The 14,580-nt window shown below is 60.2% G+C and carries 22 protein-coding genes; 1 reads left to right on the top strand and 21 read right to left on the bottom strand.

Annotated elements, in window-relative coordinates:
• From FSY45_RS28040 to FSY45_RS19420, 21 genes are all read right to left on the bottom strand, one after another.
• Positions 1-765, bottom strand: a complete 765-nt coding sequence (locus FSY45_RS28040) for a terminase (protein ID WP_222864864.1) — start codon at positions 763-765, stop codon at positions 1-3.
• Positions 765-1,499, bottom strand: coding sequence for a terminase large subunit domain-containing protein (locus tag FSY45_RS28035; RefSeq protein WP_222864863.1), 735 nt, complete (start codon positions 1,497-1,499; stop codon positions 765-767). Before FSY45_RS28035 ends, FSY45_RS28040 begins: the two co-directional genes overlap by 1 nt.
• Positions 1,499-2,404, bottom strand: coding sequence for a terminase small subunit (locus tag FSY45_RS19515; RefSeq protein ID WP_148748224.1), 906 nt, complete (start codon positions 2,402-2,404; stop codon positions 1,499-1,501). Before FSY45_RS19515 ends, FSY45_RS28035 begins: the two co-directional genes overlap by 1 nt.
• 113 nt (positions 2,405-2,517) lie before the next feature.
• The gene (locus FSY45_RS19510; RefSeq protein WP_148748223.1) at positions 2,518-2,748 is read right to left on the bottom strand and encodes a hypothetical protein; all 231 of its coding nucleotides are present in this window, start codon (positions 2,746-2,748) and stop codon (positions 2,518-2,520) included.
• 3 nt (positions 2,749-2,751) lie between these two features.
• Positions 2,752-3,396 carry a hypothetical protein gene (locus tag FSY45_RS19505; RefSeq protein ID WP_148748222.1) on the bottom strand — a complete coding sequence of 215 codons (645 nt, stop codon included), beginning with the start codon at positions 3,394-3,396 and terminating at the stop codon, positions 2,752-2,754.
• A 24-nt stretch (positions 3,397-3,420) separates the two neighbouring features.
• Positions 3,421-3,678 (bottom strand): hypothetical protein, encoded by a 258-nt coding sequence (locus tag FSY45_RS19500; RefSeq protein WP_148748221.1) that lies wholly within the window; start codon positions 3,676-3,678, stop codon positions 3,421-3,423.
• Entirely contained in the window at positions 3,675-4,004 is a 330-nt protein-coding gene (locus FSY45_RS19495; RefSeq protein WP_148748220.1) for a hypothetical protein, read from the bottom strand. The genes FSY45_RS19500 and FSY45_RS19495 overlap by 4 nt, the downstream gene beginning before the upstream one ends.
• Positions 4,005-4,013: 9 nt before the next feature.
• Positions 4,014-4,340, bottom strand: coding sequence for a hypothetical protein (locus FSY45_RS28300; RefSeq protein ID WP_255443386.1), 327 nt, complete (start codon positions 4,338-4,340; stop codon positions 4,014-4,016).
• A gap of 242 nt (positions 4,341-4,582) precedes the next feature.
• On the bottom strand, positions 4,583-5,149 hold the full coding sequence (locus FSY45_RS19485) for a hypothetical protein (protein WP_187427580.1): 567 nt from the start codon (positions 5,147-5,149) through the stop codon (positions 4,583-4,585).
• Between the two features lie 139 nt (positions 5,150-5,288).
• Positions 5,289-5,822: a hypothetical protein gene (locus FSY45_RS19480; RefSeq protein ID WP_148748219.1), complete on the bottom strand. Its 534-nt coding sequence runs from the start codon at positions 5,820-5,822 to the stop codon at positions 5,289-5,291.
• Entirely contained in the window at positions 5,816-6,784 is a 969-nt protein-coding gene (locus FSY45_RS19470) for a metallophosphoesterase (protein WP_370512841.1), read from the bottom strand. Before FSY45_RS19470 ends, FSY45_RS19480 begins: the two co-directional genes overlap by 7 nt.
• Complete coding sequence (locus tag FSY45_RS19465; RefSeq protein WP_255443385.1) at positions 6,781-7,983, bottom strand: site-specific DNA-methyltransferase; 1,203 nt, start codon at positions 7,981-7,983, stop codon at positions 6,781-6,783. Before FSY45_RS19465 ends, FSY45_RS19470 begins: the two co-directional genes overlap by 4 nt.
• On the bottom strand, positions 7,980-8,222 hold the full coding sequence (locus tag FSY45_RS19460; RefSeq protein ID WP_148748217.1) for a hypothetical protein: 243 nt from the start codon (positions 8,220-8,222) through the stop codon (positions 7,980-7,982). The genes FSY45_RS19465 and FSY45_RS19460 overlap by 4 nt, the downstream gene beginning before the upstream one ends.
• Positions 8,219-8,737 carry a hypothetical protein gene (locus tag FSY45_RS19455; protein WP_148748216.1) on the bottom strand — a complete coding sequence of 173 codons (519 nt, stop codon included), beginning with the start codon at positions 8,735-8,737 and terminating at the stop codon, positions 8,219-8,221. The genes FSY45_RS19460 and FSY45_RS19455 overlap by 4 nt, the downstream gene beginning before the upstream one ends.
• 5 nt (positions 8,738-8,742) lie before the next feature.
• Positions 8,743-9,258, bottom strand: coding sequence for a hypothetical protein (locus tag FSY45_RS19450; RefSeq protein ID WP_148748215.1), 516 nt, complete (start codon positions 9,256-9,258; stop codon positions 8,743-8,745).
• A complete protein-coding gene (locus FSY45_RS19445; protein WP_222864862.1) occupies positions 9,255-9,689 on the bottom strand; it encodes a hypothetical protein in 435 nt (144 codons plus the stop codon). Before FSY45_RS19445 ends, FSY45_RS19450 begins: the two co-directional genes overlap by 4 nt.
• A 9-nt stretch (positions 9,690-9,698) precedes the next feature.
• On the bottom strand, positions 9,699-10,136 hold the full coding sequence (locus tag FSY45_RS19440) for a hypothetical protein (RefSeq protein WP_148748214.1): 438 nt from the start codon (positions 10,134-10,136) through the stop codon (positions 9,699-9,701).
• A 271-nt stretch (positions 10,137-10,407) separates the two neighbouring features.
• Positions 10,408-11,088, bottom strand: coding sequence for a DUF6475 domain-containing protein (locus tag FSY45_RS19435; protein ID WP_148748213.1), 681 nt, complete (start codon positions 11,086-11,088; stop codon positions 10,408-10,410).
• Entirely contained in the window at positions 11,078-12,094 is a 1,017-nt protein-coding gene (locus FSY45_RS19430; RefSeq protein ID WP_148748212.1) for a DUF1376 domain-containing protein, read from the bottom strand. The genes FSY45_RS19435 and FSY45_RS19430 overlap by 11 nt, the downstream gene beginning before the upstream one ends.
• Complete coding sequence (locus FSY45_RS19425) at positions 12,081-12,446, bottom strand: hypothetical protein (RefSeq protein ID WP_148748211.1); 366 nt, start codon at positions 12,444-12,446, stop codon at positions 12,081-12,083. The genes FSY45_RS19430 and FSY45_RS19425 overlap by 14 nt, the downstream gene beginning before the upstream one ends.
• A 226-nt stretch (positions 12,447-12,672) precedes the next feature.
• Positions 12,673-12,909, bottom strand: coding sequence for a hypothetical protein (locus tag FSY45_RS19420; protein ID WP_148748210.1), 237 nt, complete (start codon positions 12,907-12,909; stop codon positions 12,673-12,675).
• On the opposite strand from FSY45_RS19420, the gene FSY45_RS19415 reads away from it, so the two are divergent.
• Entirely contained in the window at positions 12,908-13,402 is a 495-nt protein-coding gene (locus tag FSY45_RS19415; protein WP_187427579.1) for a helix-turn-helix transcriptional regulator, read from the top strand. The two genes, FSY45_RS19420 and FSY45_RS19415, sit on opposite strands and share 2 nt — an antisense overlap.
• The last annotated feature ends 1,178 nt before the right edge of the window (positions 13,403-14,580 follow it).

The following is a 14,580-nucleotide window of genomic DNA, read 5'->3' as shown; positions in this document are numbered from 1 at the left end:
TCAGTACCCAATCTCTCTATCTAGTGGGGCCCAGTTGTTCTGGGATTGCGCCTGCGGCATGGGCCTGACCTTGGCCTTGCGCAGCATCATCAGTGCGTATCGGGTGGCGCTCATCAAGTCGTCGCGCAGCTTGACCACCTTCCCGTCCTTGCGGTGGTAAAGGCGGAACTCTTCAAACCAGAGGCTGAGGTGGCTGAACACCTTGAGACGACCGGTCTGCATGCGCTCGAGCATGTCCATCAGCCCGGCCTCAACCCCGTTGGAGCCATCGGGGAAGGTGGCGCGATCCTTGAGCATCAGCAGACCAGCTGCCGCGTACTGCTTGGCCAGCTGCTCGCCGCTTCCCTTGTCGTGCTGCAAACCGTCATGCGGCCAGGAGGTAGGAACCCACGGCCCCCAGGCCTTGACCGTGGCGGCATGGATGACCGGGGTTTGCAGGCTCTCGCGGTGGACGTGCACCACATAGATGCAATCCGCTTCGCGGTCGTAGGCCAGCTGCACAGCTGCCGTGGGGTGATCCCAGCCGAAGTCAATGCCATTGATGCGCGGCCAGTGAGCGGGAATGGCAAAGGGCGTGACCTTGATGCTGTCCTCTTCCACAGGGAAGATACGGCCGCTGCCCAGCGTGGGCGTGCCGCGCGCCCGGGCTTCGCGCTCATGAGGTGGCGAGCTGTCCCACAGCTCCTTCTTGGTCTTTGCGTCCAAGTGGGGCACATCGTCCCAGCCAGCGGTGACGAGGTAGCGGCTTTCGGTAACGGCTGGCATCAGTCAGCCTCCACCTTCCCCACCGCCTCGGGGTTGATGAACATCAGCACCGTCCCCGTCGTCCCCTCCAGCGGGGTGAAGGTGATGTAGACAATGCCGTTCGTGGTGGCAGTACGAATCAGGCATTCGCTGTAAATGTCCAGCGGTGGCTCTTCATCAAGCCATATCCCGTGGCGCTCCGTGCCCTCAAAGCTGCCGCGCCCCTGCTGGTAGGACTTGAGGCCCAACTGCGACCATCCGCCCGAGACATGCTTGACCATCACCGTGTCTGCGAGGTCGGCCACGCCCTGCTTCCAGGCGATCTTGCCAATGCAATCCCCGTAGACCAGCCCGGTACCGGAAAAGGCTTTGGCCTGGGCTACGCCCGTGACCGCGCCGAACAGCTTGTTCTGCACGATGTCGCGGGTCGTCTCATTGGTCTTGCCGGCAGCCCAGAAGTTGACCGGGTGATCAAAACGCCTTCCGTCCCACCAGTGGGGATAGCGCCCAGTCAGGTGCAAGGCAGTCTCATACCCACCCATGCCCTCGGTCTTGCCCACCCGGTTGGCCGCCATGGCGCACCGCTCACGATAGGTAGCGCCCGCCTTGAAGAACTCCAGATGCTTCTTATAGAGTTCACGGCGTAGCGGCCCCTTCTCGGGGTACATGGTGTCGATCTTGCGAGTTGCCAGCAGAGCCTTGAGCTGAGCAAGCATCTCGGCGCGAACCTCGGGAGATAGGCGGGATACATCCATCACCCGCCCTCCCCGCCGCCCAGCAGTCGGGCCTGCAATGCCAGCAGCTCAGAAGTAGCCAGGCCGGCCAGCGCCTCCTGAGCAGCATTGCGCTGCTTGTTGTGAGCCTCGTACAAGCCAAGGTGCTTGAACAGCTTTTCAGCAATGCCCACCTTGTCATGCATCTGGATCTCAATGCCGTTCTTGCCATGCTTGGCACCAGCGTAGAGGCTGGCGGCCTCTGGCGAGAGCTTGCGGGTGTCGTGCAGCACCACACGCGAGTAACCATCGCCACCGCACTCAGGGCAGGTTGGATGAGGCGGTAGCAGAGGATTGAAGCCAATGCCGCCCTCTTCATCGAAATCCAGTGGCACCTTGCCCGAGTCGATCCACTTTTCACGGGCTGCATTCATCTCCGCCACAGTGCGCTGGCGCTTGTGTCCTTCGCCATAGCAATGGCGGCAGCAGCCCACCCGCACCTCAACCAGCTCGCGGGCATCGGCCCGGAACATTTGCCACACCTCACGCAGAACAACGTCCGCAGTAATCTCTGTGCGTTGCTGTCGCTCTTGTTTTCGTAGCTGAATTTCAGCAGCTATATTAGGTTTTATTAGGTTTTCACTACCGATTACAGCCGCTGTCTTCTCGCTGTATCCAGCCCGAATGGCGGCCTTGGTGGCGTTGAGGTCAATCAGATACTCGTCAACAAACCGACTCTGCAAATCGGTCAAATCACCTGCATGGCGGCCGCTTATAGCTATCTTTTTCGTAGCAGTCCTAGCCAGCGCCTTTGTGGCGGCCTTAGTCTTCGCTGCGGCCTTGGCCTTGGACGCAGAAATGCCCACGGCCTTTTTAGGTGCAGTGGGCTTTTTGGGGGTCGCTGTCTTCTTCGGTGCAGGCCGCTTGCCTGCCGGTGATGTGGCCATGCGCCCCAGTGTCTGGAGCGGCGCCAAAATCTCTAAACCCTATGCGGGGTCGTAAAAAAACCGCCTCGATGGGCGGTTCGTATGGGTTGCTTCTGCTTGAGCTAGGCAGCTTCTCAAGCATCCTCGCGCTCGATGGCCACATCGTTGTAGGCATAGCTCCAGCAGACTGCGCCAGTGCATTCGAGGATGACACGATTGCTGTTGGCAGCTTCATCGTCCAGATGCACTTTTTTTCTGGCCAGATCCATCGCTGCTTCAATATCGCTCACTCCCTCATAGGTTGCTTTGCGAACGGGCGCGGCTTTCAGCAGGTACATGACAGTGACGCGGTATGTTGTCCCCATGGGTCAGCCCTCCGCAGTCACGGCTTTTGAATAGGCTTCCAGGGCCTCCGCCTGGGCCTCGATCTGCAAGCGCTCTGCCTCTGCGCTCTCCAGGTCTTCCGGGGTGTAGAAGCCTCTGCGGTCGTCCTTGATGTTCTCTATGCGCTCTGCCATTTGCTCGCGGGCGGCGTTTATGAGGGCGTCAAAATTGGATACGGCCAGTTGCGGGGGCGCGGCTTCGGTGGTCGCGGCCAGCACAGCACGGGCTCGCTCGATGCCCTTGCGGTGGACAGCGACGCGGTTCTTTCCTGCTCCTTGCAGGTATTCTGAGTCCGGCTCCGAGTCGGCATCACGGATCAATGCCTCCAGGGCGGCGCGCAGTCTAATTGCCTCCGCTGTCGCGTTCGTCAGCAGTTGGAACACCGGCGATATATCGTCTGCGGCCTTTTCTAGCTTCTCGGTGGGAATGCCATCGCAGGCATTCCAGCACGCGGCCAGACGGCGCGCGTTTGCGTCACGCTCCGCGGTTGGGTTGTCACTGCGGGTGAAGCCTGTGACCATTGCGAACTGCTCTTGAGCTGAACCGTTCGTGTAGCTGTGGAATGGGCCAGCTGTGATGCGTCCATGTGTATGGACGGTCAGCCGCCCCTTCGTGTGAATCTCGCTCATGTTGTTCTCCCTTGGAGGTTTGTGTCAGGCGCTGTACTTGCGTTCGTGAAAGCGGCTCAACAAGCCCAGGTCAACTGTGTGCAGGGCGGTGTGGTGGGTTCCGACGCTCTGGCAGTACGCAACCACATCGGCGCGCTCGGCCAGCATGTCCTTTGCGTTTCGCTCGTCCATCAGGCGCTCCATCGCTTCGCGGCCTTTGGTATCCAGCCACTTGAGGGCCGCGCGGCCGTTGTCGCGGATCAGGCGGCGGGCGGTGCGGTATTGCGTGCGGTTCATGCTCATGGCTTGGTTCCTCTGTCCGCCAGCGCGGCGATGATGATTCGGCCCGACTCCACGGCCAGCAGGCCGGTGTGCGGGTTGGCTTCCATGAAGGCATTGGCCTGGGCCTTGCCCTCGTCGGTGTCCTTGAACTCAGCCGCGATGCCGTAGTCCAGGCCGTAGTGGCGGTATGTGCGGACGCGCGGCATGAACTCCACGCAGCTAATCACGTAGTCGTCGTCATCCGTCGCGCCTGGGAAGTCGTTGGCACACGCATGGCGTTCGGCCTCCGGCACATAGGTGCAATGGGCGCAGTCACTGCACAGGTCGTCATCGGAAATAGAAGGCATGTGAATCTTTCAGGCGTGGTTGATACGGCAGAACTGGCGCACCTTGGAAAGCTTGTTGAGGTCGCCGCGGCAGCAACTGGGCGTGCCGGACATAAAGAAGGTTTGGCGCTTGCCATTCGGAGCCTGCACATCAAAGCTCAGGTGCTGGCCTTGGGTTTTGCCGTTGAATTCGATTTGCTGAGCACCGGACTTCTCCAGCAGCGCCAGCATTTCCTTGATGCGCTTGCTCACATCACCCCCCTCTCGGCCATGTTCATGGTGCTCTCCCTTGTGCGTTGTTCGATGTAATTTATTGTGATTCATTAAATGCTTACGAGCAAGCATTTTTTGAATCACATTTAATATATTTTCCGCATCACATCAAAGACGCTAAAATCGTGCGCATGGAAAACACACCGAAGCGGTCGCGGGGTCGGCCTCCAGTCCCAGACGCAGACAGGCTTGAGCAGCGCTCCATTCGCTTGTCCCGGAAGGCATGGGCCAAGATTGATGAAGGGGGCCTACCATGGCTGCGGGCGGTCGTGGAAAAGGCGAAGCTGCCGACCAAGCCGCCGTCAGATGAACTAGATCTGAGCTGATCAGTCCAGCGCCAGCTCTCCCTGGCGCTCATCCACCTTCATACCTGCGGCCCGTGCGGCTGCCGTAACTCTCTCCATGGTCGTGGCCGCCTGCGCCAGCTTTGCCGCCACCTCCAGCGTGGGGCTCTCCAGCTGTCTGCGCTCGATTTGCTCGACTTTCATCAGCATGGTCGCTGCCATTTCTGTCATGGCCTGCCCGGTTTGAATCTGGGCGACCTGAGTAGCTGCCCCCGCCTGGAGCAGCGCCAGCGCGCGGTCTTCGGCAGGCGTCAGCGTCAGCACATCGTCGCCAATTTCGATTTTGACGCACCCATTCGGGAGCAGCGTCTTGCTGATTGCCCGTGCTGGCGGGTGCGACTCGACGGGCACATATTGCCCCTTGAGCACCCGCTTGATGCGCTCGCGCTCAACCAGGGCTTTGATCCTGTCGTCCACCCGGCCAAGTGGAAGGCCGGTCAACGCCTGCACCGAATAGCGTGTAGCAGGCTGCTGCGCGTTGTGCAGCTCCACGATGGCCTCATACACGCGATCCGTGCTGGTCGCTGCCGCTTTCTCAGATGAATTCATGCTCTCTCCGGTTGGTACGATTGACTTGTCTCCGGTCAATCGACCTTCCAGAGGGGCCCGCTTCGTGCGGGCCTTTTTTTATTGCGACGAGTGCTGCACCCATAAAAATCAAGGCCTTACAGGTGCATCAACCAGGCCATCACCCATCAAACGCAAGCTCTTCCTCACCAGGCATATGGGGCAACTTTGCAGGCCAGCGCCCTTCCCTACGGAGTTGCTGGCGCGTCTGTGCGCTCCACAGCTTGCCTTGCTCCACATGAGCATCCCGCCCCCCAGGCAGCAGCCGATATTGGTCGAAGGCCACATGGCAGCCCTCAATCCCCGGACGGGTGCAGCAAAGCGCCATCGCGCGCCGGTCGTCCAACTTCAGTCCCTTGCCCTTGTTCTCGTTTTCGTGGGCATGCTGACTGTAGCCCTCAATCCCGCAAAACATGCAGGGTAGCTTCGCCACAAGGCGGCGGTATGGCTCGTACTCAATCGCGTCCTCTTTGGGCACGGCTACCACCTCAGTGCTGATATTGAGAGGCGCTGTCTCGCGCACTTCCACCAGCATTAATGCGGCCAGGCGCTGCTGACGGGCCTCATGCCTGGCCTCGATGTCTTCAGGCGTGACCAGCGCCAGCCCGCGCGGCTTGAATCCGGTACGCTTCATCGATTTACGGACGGTCAGCACTGCCACCCCTCCAGAAACTGGCGCGCGGGAATGGGCCGAGCCTGCAAGGCATAGTTGACCTGGCGTTCCTGCTGCACCAACCAGACACTGTACGCAGCGCTCGGAGAGAAGCCTGTGGCCTTCACGCCCCGGCCCACACATACCCAAGTACCCGACAGGCGCTTGATGTGCGGCTTCATCCAGTCGCGCAACATCCTGTCTCGGTCGGCTTTTCCTATTTGCTGCTCACGCTCTCGCCTCAGCAAATCATCGATAGTCATGCCCTGCCTGTTCATGCGCCACCCCACGGCTTCAGGGTTGCCAGATCCAGCAGCGTGAAGTGCCCCCCGGTGCCAGCCCATGGTGTCGATGTGGATGGTGTTGCCCAGCGCCAGCACTTGATCCACCGGGTTGTGACCCACGACCACGGCGCGCACGCCGGTCACCAGGCTCTTGTCGTGATAGTCAAAGCGGCGGCGCGACCAGATTGCATGCTCTTCTGCTTCCTCGGCCTCGGCCTTGCTGCGGCTTTGCAGCATGTCAGTGAAGCCGCGCCAGTCGTAGCCGTAGATGTCAGCGTGGACGATGCCGACCAAACCACCCTCGGTTTCAACCTCGATGGCCAGTGGCAGGAACTTCAGCCCTGCAGCAATCTCCTTCTGCACTTCCACCGGGTTGCCCAGGTTCCATGCGCCACCGTTGCCCAGGTAATCCCCCTTTTGCATGTGGCCGTTGGGCCAGCGAATGGCGAAGTCCTCATGGTTGCCGCGCACCGGGAAGAACCATGGCCGCGAGATCCAGTCAAGCACCTGATCGCTATCGGGGCCTCGGTCAACCATGTCACCCACGGAGAACAGGCGGTCTTTCGCTGGATCGAAGCCCATTTCATCCAGCAGGCTCTGCAGGCGGTTGAAGCAGCCATGTATGTCACCTACTGCGAAGTCTCGGCCTTGGGTGTTGAGGGGGAAATGGGTAAGAGTCACAGGGATACCTCTGCAAACAGATCGCGCTGGTTAATGCTGGTTGTTGTTTCAGGCGCTGACATGGCGCGGGCCAACTCATGCTCAATACGAGCCTTGGCAATCGCCAAGTACTCGGCGTTCAACTCGCAGCCAATGAAGGAGAAGCCTTCACGCATTGCCGCCTTACCAGTGCTGCCGCTACCCATGAATGGGTCGAGCACCACACCGCCTGCTGGCGTCACAAGGCGGCACAGATAGCCCATGAGGGCTGTTGGTTTCACGGTCGGGTGGTTGTTCTGGCTGCGTTTGTCAGTGCCTTCGGCCTGGAAGCTGCCAGGGTTCTGTGTTCCGCTGGACCAGAGTAGAGGCTTGCGCTCCAGGCCTTCACAGCCCTCATTTCGATCAGAGCGCGAGGCCTTTGGCACGTAGAAGAAGCGGGCTGCACTTCCACTGTCGCCGTGAAAAGAGCTGCCGCCCTCGTTGTCGTTGCCAGCGAAGGCGCCATAGCTGTTTTGGAACTTGTCGCCGTTGCGTCGGAGGACGGGTGCTGCTGCCCCAGCCTGGGCAGGGAACAGAGAAACCACCTCGGCGCTGCCGTCATGGATCAAGTTAGCGGGCCAGCGGCCAGCTTCATGCGGCTGCGAGACGACGCCGGGGCCGCGCTGCTCGTCCTCGCTCCGGCGCGGCAGGCCTCCGCTGCCCGTGTTCGGCGGCATCGGCTCAGCTGGCACGCGGCAATCGCCAATGTTGAGCGCCCCGGTACCGTGCGCGATCACGTTGCCAGCCACGGTGCCGGAGAGCGGCTTGCGCGCCAGGGTGATCGGCTCCAGAGCCGGCTTCAGGGCTGTGCCCCAACCAGCCCACGCGGCTGCATTGCCTGGCTCCTGCATGTCGTTGGCGATGTTGCGCGACTTCGGGAAGCCGCTGCCATACAGCCACGCGATCATGTCGCGTATCTCGAATCCGGCATCCTCGATGCGCACCGCCATACGGTGCTGGGTGCGAGTGCCAGCGAATGCCAAAAGATGACCGCCTGGCTTGAGCACGCGCAGACATTCGACCCAAATCTCTGTGCTGGGAACGTCGTAGTCCCATTTTTTACCCATGAAGGCCAGTCCATACGGCGGATCGGTCACGATGCTGTCCACACAGTTTTCGGCTAGGCCACGCAGGGTTTGAAGGCAATCGCCCTCGTACAGCTCAAATCGCGTGCTCATCATGCACGGCTCCTTTTCACAATGGCGCGGCGTTCGCGTTCGTCACTGGCCCTGGCGAAATAGCGAGGCTGGTCGCGGCACCAGTCAGGCCCATTCACCTGCAGCCAGGCTAGAAAGTTCATGAACTCGTCGGCCGAGTCTCGAAAGATGTAGAAGCGGCCCGTCAAGTCCAGCGCCAGCGTGCGAAGCAGCTCAGGCGACCAGAACAACAGCAGCACCCAGGCTTTGATGAAGTCCGTCACTCGTCAAACCCTCCCAAGATCCCTTCAACCATGTCGATGCGTTGGGTCTGGCTCAGGTGCGGCCAGAGGGTGGTGCCGGCGTAGTCGGTACGCATGAAGTCCACGAAATGCCCGTGAAAGCGCTCCATTTCCCCTTGCTCCATGCTCGAGTAGCTGGTGGACTTGGGCAGCGGCACCATCCCATTGATGGTGGGAACCCAGTCCACATGCCCCGCGCCCAGCTTGAGCCAGTCGCGGAAGCGGTCGAACTGAGGGAACTTGTCCTGGGTGTTGAAGAATGCGAGTTCCAAGGCCATGTGCTTGCGGTGGTACCAGCCCAGCCGGGCCTGCTTGGTGTTGATCTCCACGATGCCGCCGGGCTCCAGCGCCAGCAGACGCCGAAGAAATCTCCGCCAGCTTTTCCGGTTGTCTTCACCCAGGCCATCGATGTGACCCAGCAGCACGCGCATGGCAACATCACGATCAGCCGGGCTGGCTTGAACGCTGGGGTTGCGAACGATCTGGATACCGGCCATGGTGCTCAGATGCCCTTCAACAGCTCGCGCAGCTGTTTGAACTTGGCAAGATCTGCCTCGTGCTGCTGCTCACGCTCACCTATTGCCAGCGCCAGCTCGTCCAGCGCGTCTGCCTCCTGGCGCAGGCGGGCGGCCTTCTTGGCAAGCACGGCCATAAAGTCCACCTTGGCAGGTGATTCGGCGCAAGCTGCTGGCGCTGGTGCTGCTGTCAAAGTCATGGTTTCTCTTTCGGCTTTCGCCTGTATGGGTGGTGTGCTTGGGAATGGCGCTTTGGCTGCACGGGGGCGTTCCACGGCAACCCGGATGTATTCGCCGGTGGCATTGAGCTTGATCAGCCCAGCATCGCGCAGGCTGCGCAGGCAACCCGCCAGCTGCTTGATCTCCATGGGCTTACCGAGACGGTGCAGCTCCCCCTGGATCGCCTTGGCGTTCCATGGCTCCTGCATGGGGACAGCCTCAAGAACCTTGCGCTCCATCCCGTTCAGGCCGCGCTCTACGGCAGCTAGTCGCTGGGCACTCATGCCTTGCTCGCCTTGTTGCGGTAGGGCCAAGCCACCATGGCTGCGTCACGGGCGTGCTGGCTGCTGCGCGTCTTCCAGCCGGTAATCTGGGCAAAGTCCCCCGCATTGACCTTTGAGCCCTTGGCAAGGGGGGCAACGCCGTAGGCCTCAATCCCCATGCGCTTGCACATGGCCTCGATGTCCTTGCACAGTCGGTCGATCTCTCCCACATTGCGGGCGATCTTCAAAGCCGCCGCTGCGCTGACGCCTTTGGCTGCGGTAAAGGTCTTGCTGGTCTTGCGCGAGTCTTCAAAGATGACCAACTGGGCGGGGTGCTGGGCGAGCCACTGCTCCAACCGATCCGCACTCACGGTATGCAACCAGTGCAGCTTGCCCTTTTCATAAACTGCAAGGCCAGTGGACTGGCCCGGGTCAATGCCCACTATGCTCATTTGTCTCTCCTATGCCGTCAGGCTCTGATAGGGGTTGGAAAAGTCACGCCACGCCAGCCCATTCACCATCCGCTCCATGGTTTCCACGGAAACCCCCAGGCACTTGGCCGCGGCCACTCGTGTCAGTTCGCCGCGGATGCAGCGACCGCGCAGCGCTTGAACCTCTTCCATGGAGTACGGGGCTTTGGCTTGTTGAGCCCTGGCCAGCTTTTCGCGTGTGGACGGCAGCCGGGCCCTGCCGATCAGCGGCGTGTTGCGCGGCTCTTTGGTCAGGTGCTGGGGGTGGATGCAGTTGGCTTCGCCGCAGGAAGGACGAACGGACTCCGACTGCGCCAGCTTTTTTCTGGTTCGCACCTCATAGATCACACGGCGCAGCACATACTCCTTGCCGTCGAGGTTCACCACCGGGCCCTGGCGCGGCTTGAAAAACTTGCCAGACCAGGGCATGCAGCTCCCCTCGCCGCACCCGCAAGCAGTTGACTCCAGAGCGAACTTGGCAACAAATGCGGCATCACCCGCACGGCTCAGAGGGGCGAAGTGCAAACGGCCATCAAAGCGGAAGCGACGCAGCTCTCCACGGGCCGCCAATTTCTTCAACGCCCGCGCAAATAGCCTTCTGTCCCGCCCGCTCATGCCCGCAGTCAGCGCAGCCAACGAAGTAATTTCGGTTAACTGTCTCGAGCGATGGAGTGCTGCTTGAGCAACGATTTCTGCGGAATCAGTCATCAGCAGCCTCCGGCGAGACCAGCTTGGGAAGTGCTTTGACCAGACCAGCATCGAGCGAGAGCGCTTGCATCACGGTGTAGCCAACACCAGCAGCGCTGCTTGCTCCGCCCAGCCTGTAGACCTCCTGCGCGCGGCGGGGATCACCCACCAGCACCGGCATAGGCGGCGGCAAACCCTTGCGCTCAAACTCAATGTCAGCGCAGCGCTCCCCACCTAGGCGAGCCGGAAACTGGTATTGCTCCTGAGCCGCGTAGCTACGGTAGGCCTCACTGAAACGGTGCTGCAGATAGCTCAACTCGCCCAGCGGCCAACGGCAAACTTTTGGCCATCCACCCATGTCTTCCACGACCGCATGAATCGCCGGATCGTCAAAAACCACATCCGTGTAGGCGCCAACATCGCTCATGGCGGTATGCACCTTCGACCAGGCCATGGCTGCTCGGTCAGTGTGGGTGCCCTCCAGCAGGCGCACTATGTCGGCCACCCTCGGTGCGAACTGCCCGCGCTGCGCATCCATGGCGTGCTTTTGCAGCGCCTTCTCGACCTGCTCGTAGTCGAAGCGGCTGCAACCAGCCCACCAGACGTTAAGCACGAATGGCGTGCAGTCCTTGCCGTAGTACGCCAAAGCATCAGTCACCAGCGAACGGAAATTGGTCAGGTCTTCAAGACGCATTGCCGCCTCCAGCCATCTTTGCGCGCATTTCCGCTTCCCATTGCTCGCCCGCCAGTCGGTTGCTCTCCTCCAGCTGCTCTTGCTGATTTGGACGCTTTCGCTTACCGGCTGCATGTAAGCAGGTGGCTTTCAAGTACTCCCGCGCATCTGCCGGTTGGGTAGCCACAGCAGCGGTCACGGCATCGCGAACAATGTCCTGCCCGTAGTCTTTGACCAGCTTCCCCATGAACGTCCGAGCCTGCGATTCAGGGCACCCCCCCTGCTCCAGCACAGAGACTGCAGCGCGCCATAGCTCAACCTTGGCCATTTCCTCGGGGCTCTTTTCCTTCGGGCTTTGAGCTGGGCCTGGCGGAGCTGCCGGCGCCGGTGGCGCTGAGCCGCCGTCCGTACCGTCAGGTACGGAATAAGAATCTCCCTGTCTCTGTCCCTGTCCCTCTCCCTGTCTCTTGGAGTCCAATTCACTAGGGACAATGCCGCACTGTCGTTGATTTGTCGCAGTTGTGTCCCTAGGGACAAACAGCGGCTGTCCCTGGGGACACCCTTCTGCAATCCACTCATCAAACGTAGGCCGGGCAATGCTTGTCCCATGCCTTTCGTTGTGCTTTTTGATGCGAGCGCATTCCGTCCCCCAGCGTTGCCGCTGCTTGGCCTGCCATGCGTCGCGAGCCTTTTCTGCGACGACTGGGTGATACAGACGACCATCGCTGCACTTCACCCAGCCGCGCAATGCACCGGTACGAACTTTTAACCAAGCCTTGTCGATTTTTCCGCGCAGCTGGTAGCCCGCCTGCTTTGCAAGCCAAAGTTCATCGTCTGGAATTGAGGCTGCAGGCACCTGATGCCATGACGCAGACCAAAGTAGAACCGCAGCCCAGCAAGCATCAGGCGTTTCGTTGGAAGCCAATTCGGAGTCACGCAAGCGCGCCACATCCAAAGGCATGAATGGAAAGTCCTGCAGATCGCAATTTGCAGGTGTCAGCGGCTGCGGTGGCTCAGACTGGGCCATAAACCTTACCTCCCGCACTGCCATGGCCCCGCACGCGATTGGTGCTGTCCACCACCCGAATGGCTCCGTCTCGCAGAGCCTTGGCATACACGGCGCCAAAAGCCCGGTCATCCTTTGCCGGCTTGATACCGGCGCAGCGCGCGGCCAACGTGACCGCTTCACCGGGCACCGGGCCATGGTCGCGCACATAGGAAACGATGAATTCATAAGCCCGCGTGCTGAACGTGGGGTCGTCTTGCTCCGTGCGATCCAGTGCGGCTTGGGCTGCCTGCTCGCCAAGCCTGCGGGCTGTTGCCAGCAATTGACGGCGCATGTCGGGCTTGGCCGCGGGGTGCGGTGTGTTCTGGCTCACTCGACAACCCTCCTGCCACGCTGCAGGGCTGAGAGCTGCGAGCATTTGAGAATGCTGCGGGCTTTCTGAGCCGCCAGCTCATCGGCTGGGAGGTCAGCGCGCGACTGACTCTGCATGCTCATCCGACCATAGTGCGGAGGCTGGTTGAGCTTGACGCGCCCAACTGCAGAGGGCTTCGCGGTATTGGCTTCTTTGCGGGAGATCTCCCAGACTGACTGCGCCGCACTCATGCTGCCACCTGCTGGCTCTTGCGCGGGCGACGTTTGGGCGCACGTTCTGCGGCATCGATGTGCTTCTGGAGCTCGCTAATGTTCTCCAGGCGCGGCTTCTTGTAGCTATAGCGGACGCGGTGAATCGTGGTCGCGGATACGCCAGACAGTTCTGCCAGCTTATCGACCTGGGCACCAGTAAGTTTCGAGATTCGCTTTTGCAGTTTGGCAAAAACGGACATGAGATCGTTCATGCCTAATATCTTGCCATATCTGGAAAGCAATTTTCAACTTGCGGCAAGCTCTTACAGCCCGCAATGTCCTTACCACTTACGAAAATTACACGGAAGTCTTATCATTTGTGGCATGAATTCCAACCCAACACCCGACGCAAAAAGCCAGCTGTGGACAGCGGTTGAAAAGCTGATGTTGCAGCACTACGGAAAAATCAACATCAGCCGCCTGTCTCGTGACGCCGAAATTGGCCTGGGCACCGTAGCCCGACTTCAGAATGCCGACCTTGGAATTGGCCTAGACAAGGTTGAAAAGATTGCCAAGGCCTTTGGCCTGGAGATCCATGAGCTGCTGAACCCCAACTTCGCCCCTTCGGACAAGGGCGAACCCCTGTCTGACAAGGCAATCTTCCTTGCCCGTCAGCTGGACAAGATCAAAGACCCGGGGGCCTCGACACAGGCCTATGCAACGTGTTTGCAAGTTCTCGAACTCGCCAGACGGACTCACCAATAAAGACCAACGCCTGCTGACGGGCCCACTCCTGGGCCTCGTCTCTCTCCACAAAGACGCCCAGCACCCCGCCTGTCTCTCGCGCAAGAGACCAGGCCTGCTGGCGCATCCAATCCTCATCCCCCGGAAGCACAACTACTGCACCGGGCAGCGTTTTCGCGGTCAGCGCCTCCCTCAAAACCGCAGCCAGCTCGAGTCTCTGCCACTCCGACAGACGAACACCTGGCAACTCTAAAAGCCAAGCAAACGCTCTTCCAGTAATACCGCCGTGCAGCCACAGCTGCTGCGCAGCCAGCGCCAGCGCGTGCGCCGAAAAGCCCTCAGCGCACCTGCAAACCAACACCCCGCCCTCTCCCACATCCCATACACCGGCCACTAACGTCTCCAGAAGTTATCTACACAATTATTTACCAATTGTGGTTTCTACTACTGATGATACGTACAGTAATTTTCCATATGTTGAAGATATTTCTAATTAAGAGAGATTCTTTATTCAAAAAATCTATCGACTTCTTTTGCATTTTTCTTTCCACTTATGGCAAGATTCACCACATCAGAAAAGCAAATGCATTTCCGTTCGGCGGGCAAATGCTCTCCGCTTCGCTCTTTAAAAAATCGTCACCCGATGTTGCTTGCCCTACCTGTGGGGCATTCGTCCGGGTCAATTGCGCACTGGGGCATGGCCCAGGCTGGTGAGAGCCAGCAGCGCGCCGCGAATTTCCGCGCGGTGGCCAGTCCGTTAAATCGGTGAAGGGCCTTGGGAAAAGATACGGACAGCACAGCTTGCATGTGCAGCGTAGGCGGGAGGCCGTGACGGGGTAGCGCCAGCTATCCAAGAGCCGACAAATGAAACACCGCCCTCGCAGGCTGATGCTGCTGCGCCTATGTGGCGCAGCTAACGGACGGGATGACACCAAAGGGAAACAAAAAAGCGGCGCGGCATATTGATGCCGTCATTGGGGCGGCCAGCGGCCCCTGCGACCCGGCGCGTAATCCGGGCTTCAACCTCAAGCCTTGTGACAGATGGCTTGAGGTTGAAAGGAGATTGAAATGTTTGCCTCGGGCCTATACGAGCCCTGATCGTTGCCCACTCCCGCAGGGCTAAGCGGGGCCATCACGCAGGTGGATTGGACACGGTTCGACTCCGTGGGCTACACCGACGCGCCATGCGCGCTAGGTCT

The organism is Comamonas sp. Z1 (assembly GCF_008121555.1).
In the GTDB taxonomy this organism is placed as follows: Bacteria; Pseudomonadota; Gammaproteobacteria; order Burkholderiales; family Burkholderiaceae_C; genus Comamonas; species Comamonas thiooxydans.
Note: the sequence above shows the minus strand (reverse complement) of the source record. Positions and strands in the feature narration are given on the sequence as shown.